This window comes from Poriferisphaera corsica (assembly GCF_007747445.1).
Classification (GTDB): domain Bacteria; phylum Planctomycetota; class Phycisphaerae; order Phycisphaerales; family Phycisphaeraceae; genus Poriferisphaera; species Poriferisphaera corsica.
Genome location: NZ_CP036425.1, coordinates 1,232,288 through 1,243,807, shown reverse-complemented (window position 1 = coordinate 1,243,807; position 11,520 = coordinate 1,232,288). Strand labels below are relative to the sequence as shown.

General features: G+C 42.2%; 8 protein-coding genes and 1 tRNA gene. 3 read left to right on the top strand and 6 right to left on the bottom strand.

All coding sequences use genetic code 11. From position 1 onward, the window contains the following. Positions 1–8 precede the first annotated feature (8 nt). From KS4_RS04990 to KS4_RS04980, 4 genes are all read right to left on the bottom strand, one after another. A complete protein-coding gene (locus tag KS4_RS04990; protein ID WP_145075467.1) occupies positions 9–1,964 on the bottom strand; it encodes a UvrD-helicase domain-containing protein in 1,956 nt (651 codons plus the stop codon). Between the two features lie 434 nt (positions 1,965–2,398). After that, the gene (locus KS4_RS18000) at positions 2,399–2,533 is read right to left on the bottom strand and encodes a hypothetical protein (protein WP_261341882.1); all 135 of its coding nucleotides are present in this window, start codon (positions 2,531–2,533) and stop codon (positions 2,399–2,401) included. A gap of 691 nt (positions 2,534–3,224) precedes the next feature. Further along, positions 3,225–3,297, bottom strand: a tRNA-Gly gene (locus KS4_RS04985). A 56-nt stretch (positions 3,298–3,353) separates the two neighbouring features. After that, entirely contained in the window at positions 3,354–4,289 is a 936-nt protein-coding gene (locus KS4_RS04980; RefSeq protein ID WP_145075465.1) for a helix-turn-helix domain-containing protein, read from the bottom strand. A 197-nt stretch (positions 4,290–4,486) separates the two neighbouring features. Between KS4_RS04980 and KS4_RS04975 the strand changes: the two genes are divergently transcribed. Together KS4_RS04975 and KS4_RS04970 are read left to right on the top strand one after the other, a co-directional pair. Then, on the top strand, positions 4,487–5,776 hold the full coding sequence (locus KS4_RS04975) for an L-rhamnose isomerase (protein ID WP_145075463.1): 1,290 nt from the start codon (positions 4,487–4,489) through the stop codon (positions 5,774–5,776). A 98-nt stretch (positions 5,777–5,874) separates the two neighbouring features. Further along, positions 5,875–6,804: a ribokinase gene (locus KS4_RS04970; RefSeq protein WP_145075461.1), complete on the top strand. Its 930-nt coding sequence runs from the start codon at positions 5,875–5,877 to the stop codon at positions 6,802–6,804. Here the strand turns inward: KS4_RS04970 and mgtE are convergent. Next, positions 6,801–8,189, bottom strand: coding sequence for a magnesium transporter (gene mgtE / locus KS4_RS04965; protein WP_145075459.1), 1,389 nt, complete (start codon positions 8,187–8,189; stop codon positions 6,801–6,803). The two genes, KS4_RS04970 and mgtE, sit on opposite strands and share 4 nt — an antisense overlap. Positions 8,190–8,336: 147 nt before the next feature. After that, positions 8,337–10,247 carry a molecular chaperone DnaK gene (gene dnaK / locus KS4_RS04960; protein WP_145075457.1) on the bottom strand — a complete coding sequence of 637 codons (1,911 nt, stop codon included), beginning with the start codon at positions 10,245–10,247 and terminating at the stop codon, positions 8,337–8,339. An 805-nt stretch (positions 10,248–11,052) separates the two neighbouring features. Between dnaK and KS4_RS04955 the strand changes: the two genes are divergently transcribed. Further along, the gene (locus KS4_RS04955) at positions 11,053–11,460 is read left to right on the top strand and encodes an HU family DNA-binding protein (protein WP_145075455.1); all 408 of its coding nucleotides are present in this window, start codon (positions 11,053–11,055) and stop codon (positions 11,458–11,460) included. Positions 11,461–11,520 lie beyond the last annotated feature (60 nt).

The following is an 11,520-nucleotide window of genomic DNA, read 5'->3' as shown; positions in this document are numbered from 1 at the left end:
GCCCTCGATTACTTGCGTTTTGACCAAAATGTAGAAAAACTACCAAACCCATGTATCTGTACACCTAGCCAAAGATGACTTTGTTGCCATGGCTTAGGTATGTGAGAATCTAAGATATGTGTACTAGCAAAAGTTGATATAGCGTTCACTTTAAGATCATAAATTTTATAAGGCAACGTTTGCCGACTATTCTTCAATCGTAGAATATCCTTAGTTAATTGTTCTGTTGTTTGCCCCACCACCTTGCCACCGAATTCACTATCGCCTTGCAACACAATATTATATACAAAACAATTTTCTGTATCTGGCAGTTTAGTTCTTACAAGCTCAATATTACAACCTATTATTTTCTCATGGTTATGTAAAAGAAATTGCTGCAACTTTTTAACATTATCTGCATTACCTAAAACTTGCGTATCAACAAAACTTTCTTTATAAACATCAACCTCTTGACCTATTTCAAGAATATGATGATGCGACTTTTTATAATGCAATCGTCTATACCATCGCGAACGAGTTCGACGCTGAAAGTTATGCTTATAAAAATCATTTGTTTCCAAATTATCATCATTAAAATGTGTTACAGAAAACCTGGCACGACTTAATGCAACAAACTGAATTCTACTTTCTTCAAGTTCTGAAGAATTTTGAAATTTATTCGCAGTATTGTTAGCGAAATTTAACAATGTGACATTATCAAATTCCAGCCCTTTTACTTGATGTACAGTAGAAACAACTACTGGGCTATGATCAAAATTCTCATCATCAGGCAAACTGTCAGGCCAATTTATCCGCTCAGCCAAACGTTTAATCGAGATAGATCTACCTTCTTCATTTAAACGCGAAAACCTGAGTAACTTTTGCCATGTTGCATGCTTATCGATTTCGCCACCCAATAGTTGCTTAGCATAACATTCGACAATTCTAAAAAATTGCCTTTGGGTAAGAACATCACTTTCCAATGGATGCAGTAAGGCCGCAATCCATATTGGCAAATTTTTGGGAGGTGTACCAACATTAAATGTAAAGCCATTTATTTCTTGGTTATCTCGCAATTTTATTGCTGTGTTAATAATTTGAGAATTGCTTCTACATAATATTGCGGTGCTTGCTCCATTTGAATCTGGTAGCTGATGCAATATATTTCCATCATCTACATCCATATAATCAGCAAACATATCATCTAAGAGTGGAAGCGGACTCACATTGTTCGTTTCGCATTCATCAATACAATCTGATATTTCTTGAACAAATTTGGCAATCTTAGATGATGAACGATGATTTTTTTTTAATTTAAATATTTTTAACAAATCTTGGTAATAAGATTTCGCCCACTTAAATAGATCTGTAGAAGTAAGCCCGTTTTCATTTGATTCCCGGTACGCCCATTCATATATTGATTGATTAGGATCTGCTAAAAGTGTAAATCCACAGCTTTCAGGCTTACTTTTAGAGACAAGCATTTTAAGTAACTCTTTTACCAGTTCCGCTCGTATTCCAGATAAATCTTGTGCTTCGTCAACAATAATATGCCGTATGTTCTTAAACTGTTTGGCACATTGACTACTCAACAAGTCTGCACCGCTATCAGACATAACCTGTACTAATTCATATATATTCTTATCAAACCCATTACGAAGAAGATCGTTGGGGTCTTTACCCAAAAAGCGAAGAATTCGAAAACTCCATGAATCAAATGTTCTTACAGAGAGATACCGCAAATCTTCTATAATGTCGCTATCTGTGCTACCCAGCAATTGAATACGCTTAACCAAAGCTTTCACCGCAGCTCTAGAAAACGATAAAACTAAAATTTGGGATGGTTTTAATGAACAGTCCTTCAGCAGATGATTTAGTCGCCGGGCTACAATTTCGGTTTTACCTGTACCTGGACCTGCAAATATCATTGCCCTTGATGTTTCTGCTTGCTGAATAATAGCACGTTGTTCGCAAGTAATATCCATAGCGCCCTCGGTAAAGCCATGACACAACTAGTCAAAATGGTGTAATCATAATATTAATGTAACGGCAAGTATTGAGCAAAATCTCATAACTATAACTACCATAGCGTATCTATCAACCTACATAACGCAAAGCGTAAAGCCATCAAACCTACCAGCTGAACCGGTAGGTTTGATTTGCTTTTTACACTAGACCTAAATTATCACTCATGTTGACTTTTACGCTCTCCAACAGAATTGATAATGCAATACTTACAACAGAACTTAAGTAAACATTCAACTTGATAAGAAGTTCGAACACTTCTCTTTACGCTAGGCCAACAAATTTAGAGCTAAAACAGATGTTAGATGGTTGCAAGAAGACAAATTACATCTACGCAGACTCACACAAACAAGCATCATACACCACTCAAGAAAACATGATGCCTATATTTTGATTACTTGCCTTTAGGAGTATTTCCACGTCCTCCACCCGATGGCTTCCCTGTCGTACTTGGATAGTTTGGGTTGCCACTTGATTTACCAGTACTCTTACCACCGCCACCGCTTTTTCCACCAGAACTTTTTGCCATAATCCGATCCTTTCTTAGCATTACCATTTATAAATTAAACGATTATCATTTACTAACCACGAATAATTAATATAGCTTGCCCACTAGCAATATTCCATAAATTACTAGACTAAATATTATTTATATATCGTCATAACTATTTAGCGCATGAATCATTATTGAACACAAACAAAGCCGGATTAAAAATGCGAGCAAGCGTGCCTAGAAGCCATCCTAAAAACATTATGATTGCCTTGATCAATAAACAAATGTGAAATTTGGGACTACAAAATGGAGAGACAACCTCTAGATTATGACCCCAAATTACATTTCTAGAATTTTTGAGTTAGCTTCTAGCATCGTAGCTCCTTACTCAAACAGGTCTTTATATCCGGATCCACAACCGCAACCGATATAGATCTAGACTGATTTATATGCAATTTTAGAAGCATGAAGAATAAACATTTCCGTTTCCAGCGCTTGTACGAATGCTTGCAAGAGAAGCCCCAAAACTGGCCCCAAATTAGCAATGTGGGTACGAATCCTTGCACGTAACTCAGGCTGGGAGAGGCGTGTTTGTCATTGCCTGTCTCTCCAAGTCACAAAACATACTCTCCACCACTTTGCCCTAACTCTTGTAACGTCAAACAAATAAAAAACTACAGGCAACATGTGTCACCTGTAGTCGTATTCTGTCGTCCTCAGACTTTAAAGCGGGTGAAGAGGCTCGAACTCTCGACATTCAGCTTGGGAAGCTGACGCTCTACCAACTGAGCTACACCCGCAATACACTGCATTATAGCAAGCCATTTCATCAACGTACAACAAGCGAAATATACGGCTAAATATCTGCATTACCTTCGCCAGACCGATAGATAGTTGGCGATTGCCCAATTATGCGCATAAAAACTCTGTCCATATGTCCTAACCCACTAAATCCAGTAATCAATGCAATCTGTTTCACTGGCATATGCGTTTCTTTCAAAAATCTACTAGCACGCAAAAAACGACAACGTGTCAATTCTTCCAAAACCGTCCGCCCCATTACCTCTCGAAATTTTCGCTCCAACGTTCGTCTTGTTACAGGCAAATATTCCGCAATTTGCGCCACATTAATTTGCCTGTGACTATGATTCCATATGACCTTAACAGCACCTTGTACAATTGGATCCTTAACATTACATCCCCATTCATTTTCAGGTACTTTTGCGTGATTTACACGATCCGAATTATCATCTTTAGCTTCGAGCATATGACCAATTAAACGCATGATTAATGGTAACATATTTATAGGATATTGATGTTGATATTTAATCGCTAAATATCTAATTTCGTTGTATATGCTTTCTACCTCATTCATATACGAAGATGAAATCAGTTTATGACATGCTTCTGGCAATGATACACCTTCAGCTTGCAAATCGTGTAACAAACCTCCATTAATTGAAACCCAAAACTCATTCCATCCAGTTTGCTTATCTGGTCTATATCGATGCCAAAGATCTGGATAAATCATCACCATAGATCCGCGATTTAACTGAATCCGTCCGGTATATTTTGACTCAAAAACTCCCTTTCCTTTTTGAATATACAACAACTGATATTCAGGTAACACGCGACCAGTTTTCCATAAAAATTGGTACAACAATGGATGCGATTTAGTTGGGTATATCGTATTAGATTTTACCTGCTCTGCACCAACACCAATCACATAAAGTGGTAATCGCATCACTTCACCAGAGATTGGAAGATATACATGTCCTGTATCGTCACTCATAGAAAATCCACACTCATATTTATGTCGTATTATGCGCAATTAAATAATCTATATTATCTATATCAAATATATATGCAATAAATTACAGTATATTAGTCTATACTTATGACTTTAAAATGTCGCAAATTACAGCACACAACTACCATGCTTTCTTTTATGATATTGTCTCATCATCACTTTCTCAGACTGGAGTTCTTATGCCAACACCAAAAAGACAATCTATTGAGCAAACATATGAAATAGCAAAAGAACGGTATGACACACTAGGCATAAATATTGATTCCGCTATGCAGAAAACATCGGAAATCTCGATATCACTACACTGCTGGCAAGGGGATGATGTCACAGGCTTCGAAAATCAAGGCCAAAATCTAGGTAGTGGACTCGCTGTGACCGGACATTATCCTGGCAAAGCCCGGAACGCTGATGAACTGCGTAAAGATCTGGATCTCGTGTATCAACTTTTACCCGGCAAACACCGATTAAACTTACACGCTATTTATTTAGAATCTAGTGGTAAAAAAATCGAAAGAAACAATATCCAACCCGAACATTTTTCGCGTTGGATTGACTGGGCTAAAGCCAACAATATTGGTTTAGATTTCAATCCAAGCTGCTTTGGGCATCAACATTCGAATTCTGGATTTACACTATCAAATCAAGATCCCAATATACGTAATTTCTGGATAGAACATTGCGTTGCTGCACGACATATAGGGGCGGCAATGGGTAAAGCCACAGACTCGCCTTGCATTACAAACATCTGGATACCTGACGGCTACAAAGATACACCTTACGACAGGATGGCCCCAAGAGAACGTCTCATGCTGTCACTCGATACAATTTTCCAAGAGAAGATCGACAAAGCTCATAACCTAGATTCCGTTGAGAGCAAACTCTTTGGTATTGGGTCAGAGAGTTATGTCACCGGCTCACATGAATTTTATTTGGGTTATGCTATAAGTCGCCAAAAACTCTATTGCCTTGATGCTGGTCATTTTCACCCAACCGAAACAATCTCCGACAAAGTCAGTTCTACCATGCTGTATCTCGATGAGATACTTTTACATGTAAGCCGAGGTGTTCGGTGGGACAGTGATCATGTGATTACTTTAAATGATGATCTCCATGCAATTGCTCAATCAATTGTCCGTGGCAATTTTGCACATCGCATACACATCGGCTTAGATTTCTTTGATGCAAGCATAAATCGAATTGCGGCATGGACTATTGGCACTCGCAATATGATTAAAGCTCTACTCGCCGCACATTTAGAACCAGTTACATTGCTCAAAAATTATGAAGATCAAGCTGATTATACAAATCGCTTAGCTTTACTCGAAGAAATTAAAATGCTTCCACTTGGGGCAATTTGGGATTACTACTGTTTAAAGTACGATGTACCTACACGTAATGATTGGATGTTAGAGGTAAAACAATACGAACATGATGTTCTTAGTAAACGCACAGACGATGTCGCGATGTAAATTGCCATAGCGAAAACTTTCACCTTGTGTACAATACGCAACATTGCAGTATACAACTTCCGTAAACTGTATCGATTATTACTTCGAAAAGCTTTCCTATGTCAAATATTCTCGTTGTCGGTAGTATTAACATGGACGTTGTTGCCTCGACTAATCGCCACCCCAAACCCGGCGAAACAATACTCATCGACAGCATCGAATTTATACCTGGGGGTAAAGGCGCTAATGCAGCAGTAGCTGCCGCAAGACTTGGTGCAAATGTTTCCATTGTGGGTGCTGTGGGTAATGATGCTTTCGCGGAAACACTTCGCATCGGACTTGTCAAAAATAGAATCGATTGCACTCATCTTTTGACTATCAACAAATCATCAGGTACTGCTATCATTACACTCGACACAAATACCGCACAAAATGCAATTATGGTTGGCATGGGCGCTAATGAAGACATCAAGCTACCCAAGAGTGATGCTATCTTTAAAAATGCTGACGTACTCCTACTGCAACTTGAAACCCCTATCGACATCAATATCGAAGCTGCGCAACGCGCCAAAGCATGCAACACACTAGTCATACTTGACCCCGCCCCTGCTACAACCCAAATACCCTTCGAATTACTAAATCATTGCGATCTCATCTCCCCAAATGAAACCGAGCTTGCCACACTTACCGGCCTGCCAACAGATACACTTGATCAAACTATCAATGCATGCACCTGCCTTAAACAAATGGGCATCCAAACGATCATTGCAAAAATGTCTGATAAAGGCACATATATTCACGCCTCAAATCAATCGTGTCATATCCCTTCATATCCTATCAAGCCAATTGATACCACTGCTGCGGGTGATGCTTTCACTGCCTGTCTTGCAACGGAACTTGCACAGCAAAATAAGCCATACAATCTTGCCGCTGCGGTCAAACATGCAAACGCTGCAGGCGCACTCGCATGCCTGAAGTTTGGCGCTCAAACATCTCTCCCAACACAGGAAGAACTCAAACAATTTATCCGATCAAAAACGGCTTACTAAACCCCAAGCAGCATTCGTGCTGTTCCGAAGTATATCAGTAATCCTGTAATATCGACCAAGGTCGTCAGCGCGGGACTTGCAACTACTGCTGGATCCAATTTGCATCTCGCAGCAATCATTGGCAAAAGCGCACCAATCATGGTTGCACTAAGAACCTGTATACCCAACGCTAATGCGATCACACTGCCAATCCCTGAAAGTGTAAATTCCCCTGGTAACACGGCCTTATATGATAAAAACAACACTTTCCCAAAACTTAAAAACATCAGCACTATTGCCATCAACCCTGCCACAATAATTTCTTTGCGAAACACCTTAACCAATCCAACAAAATTTGGACGAATCTCGCCCAATGCTAACGCCCGTATCACAACCGTTGCCGATTGACTTCCCGTATTTCCACCCGTATCCGTAATCATCGGCATATATAGTGCAAGCAACACTAATGTCGTTAACGCGTCCTCATAACTATGAATCACCAATCCGCTCACTAATTCAACAGCAGCCAACCCCACAATCCAATACACCCGTTTATGAAAATGCCGAAAAGCATTCGTTTTTAGATATGTTCCCGCCTCATGTTCTCCACCAATTGCCATAAACTTTTCAAAATCTTCCGTTTGTTCCTGTTTAATAACATCGATCGCATCGTCATATGTCACAATTCCGACAAGCTCATGATGCGCATCCACCACAGGTAGTGCTATCACGTCATACTTGCCGATCATTCTTGCAGTCTCTTCCTGATCAGTACCCACCGTCACATGAATCACATCACGCTTCATCACATCTTCTACTTTTTGATTCGGTCTCGCACGAATCAAATCCTTCAACTCCACAAACCCAACCAAATGCCTCACACCATCAATTACATAAACGTAATAAATCGTCTCGCGATCTGGCGCTTCCAGCCGCAGTGTTTGTATTGTTTGTTCCACCGTCATGCCCGGCCGCACCGAAGCATAATCACTACTCATAATCGCACCGGTCGTTCCTTCACCATAGCTTGCCAGTCGCCGGATATCTTCACGTTCTGCATGCGCCACCAACGGCAACAACCGATCTTTAACATCTTCATCCAATTCACTCACCAAATCGGCACGATCATCATGATCCATCTCCTCTAACATCTTCGCCATCATCCGTCGATGCTCACCACTGGCCAATCGAACCTGAAGATCCTCATCAAAATACTGAAATACACGTGTCGCATTATCAACCCCCAACACGCGCATCGCATACCAAATATCTTGTTCATTTAATAACGATAGCTCATCCGCGACCTGAGCTGGGTGTACGCCCTCAAACAGCGTGCGGATCGCTTGATCGTTCTCTTCTCGAACGAACTTGCCGCTACCACTTATATCTCGTGACTCTTCGTGCAAAACATCACCTCGCGCCACCAATCCTACGCCCACACATCCTTTAATATCGACCTCTTCTCACACTCCCTGACTACCACATAACCAATAAAAAACCCGTAAGCGTTTCCGCTCACGGGCTTTTAACTTTAAACAATAGTAGCAATGGAGCTACTCTTTCACTTCATACTCAGCGTCGATCACATCATCATCACCCTTATCATCTCCACCGGCAGCACCCGCATCACCACTTGGTGTACCGTCAGCAGCCTGACCTTGAGCAGCGGAAGATTCATAGATCGCCTTACCAAGTTCCTGAGATTCCTTGTTCAGCTCTTCTAATGCAGCCTTGATTGCATCAACATCTTCGCCCTTCACTTTGTCTTCGACATTGGAGATCGCTGATTCAATCTTACCACGCACAGCCGCATCAACCTTATCGCCATGCTCTTCAAGTTGCTGCTTCATTTGGAAGACAACAGAATCCGCTTGGTTCCGTGTATCTACTAACTCACGTTTTTTCTTGTCATCGGCCGCATGCGATTCTGCATCCGCCTTCATCTTACTCACTTCGTCTTCAGACAAACCTGAAGAACCGCTAATCTCGATATTCTGGCTCTTACCTGTTCCCTTGTCGGTTGCAGCAACATTCAAGATACCGTTCGCATCCAGTGAGAATTCCACCTCAATTTGAGGCATACCACGCGGAGCTGAAGCAATACCCGCCAAGTTAAAGCGACCAAGCGTACGATTATCATTTGCAAACTCACGTTCCCCCTGAAGTACGTGAATCGTCACTTCAGTTTGATTGTCTGCAGCCGTCGAGAACACTTCCTTCTTACTAGTCGGAATTGTCGTATTACGCGGAATCAATGGCGTCATCACGCCACCCATCGTTTCAATTCCAAGTGTCAGCGGCGTCACATCGAGCAACAACACATCCTTCACCTCACCTTGCAAGACGCCACCCTGGATCGCGGCACCCAATGCCACAACCTCATCCGGGTTCACCGTCTTATTTGGTTCCTTGCCAAAGATACCCTTTGCGATCTCTTCAACCTTAGGAATACGTGTTGAACCGCCAACCAAGACCACTTCATTTATGTCGCTAGCATTCAGTTTCGCATCAGCAAGCGCCTTCATCACAGGCTCTTTAATCCGATCAAAGAGTGGAGCCGCAACCTGTTCGAATTTCGAACGAGTCAACGTGATCTGCAAGTGCTTCGGCCCTTCGTTCGTCGCGGTAATAAACGGCAAGTTCACCGTCGTTTCCTGCATTGTCGAAAGTTCACATTTCGCTTTCTCAGCGGCTTCTTTCAAACGCTGAAGCGCCATCGCATCATTACGCAGGTCAATACCCTCCTGCTTCTTGAATTCATCCGCAAGATAATCAATCAAGCACTGATCCCAGTCATCACCACCAAGGTGCGTATCACCATTCGTTGACAGTACTTCAACAACACCATCACCCACTTCAAGGATCGATACGTCGAAAGTACCACCACCAAGGTCAAACACAACAACCTTTTCGTTTTCTTTCTTATCCAAGCCATACGCAAGCGCTGCCGCTGTAGGCTCGTTGATAATTCGGTCAACCTTCAAGCCAGCAATCTCGCCCGCCTCTTTAGTTGCCTGACGCTGTGAGTCGTTGAAATATGCAGGAACCGTAATGACTGCGTTATCAACCTTCTCACCGAGATAATCCTCAGCCGTCTTCTTCAAGTTCCCCAGAATCATCGCACTGACTTCCTGAGGCGTATATTCCTTATCACCCACCTTAACCTTCACCAGCTCACCTTCGCCGCCAGTGATACCATATGGCACGATCTTCTCTTCGCTATGCACTTCGCTGTGGCGACGTCCCATGAAACGTTTCACTGAGAAAACTGTGTTCGTCGGGTTTGTGACCTGCTGGTGTTTCGCAGGTTGCCCCACCAAACGCTCACCTTTATCTGTAAATGCCACGATCGAAGGCGTCGTTCGGTTACCGCTACTGTTAATTAAAACCTTCGGCGAACCACCTTCCATTACCGCTACAACCGAGTTTGTCGTACCAAGGTCAATACCAATCGTCTTTGCCATGATGCTTTCCTTTAATGTCTGTCAACATCGTTTGTTCTTAAGTTTTCCTGAGCAACCGTTCCACCGGAACAACCATTTCTGCTGCTCACTTCATTGCCCCCGTATCCACCCTACTCATGACCTCACTGCCTAAAGCTTACGCACTAGCTCGCAAGTTCATCACATATACCGCAAACACGATGCCAACTTGCTTACCTTACAAAATCTCCGTTTTTAGCCCAAAATCGCCATTTTTTATTCATCCGCCTACTATTTTCTCTGCCATGCCTCCGCGTACCGCCCTACACCCTGCCAATTTGGCAACCTCATATTCCCTCCATTCCCATCACTAATCCAGTACCTATCATGGCTCACTCCCTTTCCAAATCCAATCTCCGATCACCTACACCTCATGCCTACACCATTCCAACAATCCGACTCCAACACCACAAATTCATTTCCGCCTAGTGCACAATCAAACACCCAAAATCACATCATCATTCACTTCGCATACGACAGATATCCACAATACAGCGTTCATTTACCCCTTATTTCGTAGCTTTTTCCCGCTTGCGGGATCTCAAACCCCTTATTTTTCAGGCTGAAATGCGCCCCTAAAACCGCGTTTAACACCTCAAAAACCCAAAAACCCTACAAATACAGTAAAAAAAATCATTTTTCTTCCAAAAACCTTATTGAAAACTACAGACAAACTAGCCAAAATTGCGATAAATCATCCAAATAACACTTTATTTACAGTGTTTTGAATGCGTACTTTGTCACGGACGCAAAAGAACAACCCATTAAGCACCGCAAGGAGAGCACCATGGCTAAGAAGAAAGCTACCAAAAAGAAAGCTGCAAAGAAGAAAGTCGCTAAGAAAGTGACCAAGAAGAAAGTCGTTAAGAAAGCTGCACCAAAAGCACGCGCTGGCGTCAAACCTCCAACCAAGAGCGAACTGTTCACTTCTATCGCTGAAGCAACCGATCTCTCCAAGAAAGACGTCTCAAACGTCTTCGAATGCATGCAAGCACTTGTCGGCGCCAACCTCAAGAAGCACGGCACCTTCACCATCCCTGGCATGGCTAAGATGATCGTCAAGAAGAAGCCTGCAACCAAAGCACGCAAGGGTATCAACCCATTCACCGGCGAAGAAATGATGTTCAAAGCGAAGCCAGCCTCCAAGCAGGTCAAAATTCGCCCACTCAAGAACCTCAAGGAAATGGTCAGCTAAGACCCCTCCTTCGGTTAATCTTACAACCTATCTGTGTTGTAACACCGGCCTGAGCATTCC

Coding starts and splice junctions, on each gene's coding strand:
- KS4_RS04990 (WP_145075467.1), bottom strand. CDS start 1,964: ATGGATATTACTTGCGAACAACGTGCTATTATTCAGCAAGCAGAAACA.
- KS4_RS18000 (WP_261341882.1), bottom strand. CDS start 2,533: ATGGCAAAAAGTTCTGGTGGAAAAAGCGGTGGCGGTGGTAAGAGTACT.
- KS4_RS04980 (WP_145075465.1), bottom strand. CDS start 4,289: ATGAGTGACGATACAGGACATGTATATCTTCCAATCTCTGGTGAAGTG.
- KS4_RS04975 (WP_145075463.1), top strand. CDS start 4,487: ATGCCAACACCAAAAAGACAATCTATTGAGCAAACATATGAAATAGCA.
- KS4_RS04970 (WP_145075461.1), top strand. CDS start 5,875: ATGTCAAATATTCTCGTTGTCGGTAGTATTAACATGGACGTTGTTGCC.
- dnaK (WP_145075457.1), bottom strand. CDS start 10,247: ATGGCAAAGACGATTGGTATTGACCTTGGTACGACAAACTCGGTTGTA.
- KS4_RS04955 (WP_145075455.1), top strand. CDS start 11,053: ATGGCTAAGAAGAAAGCTACCAAAAAGAAAGCTGCAAAGAAGAAAGTC.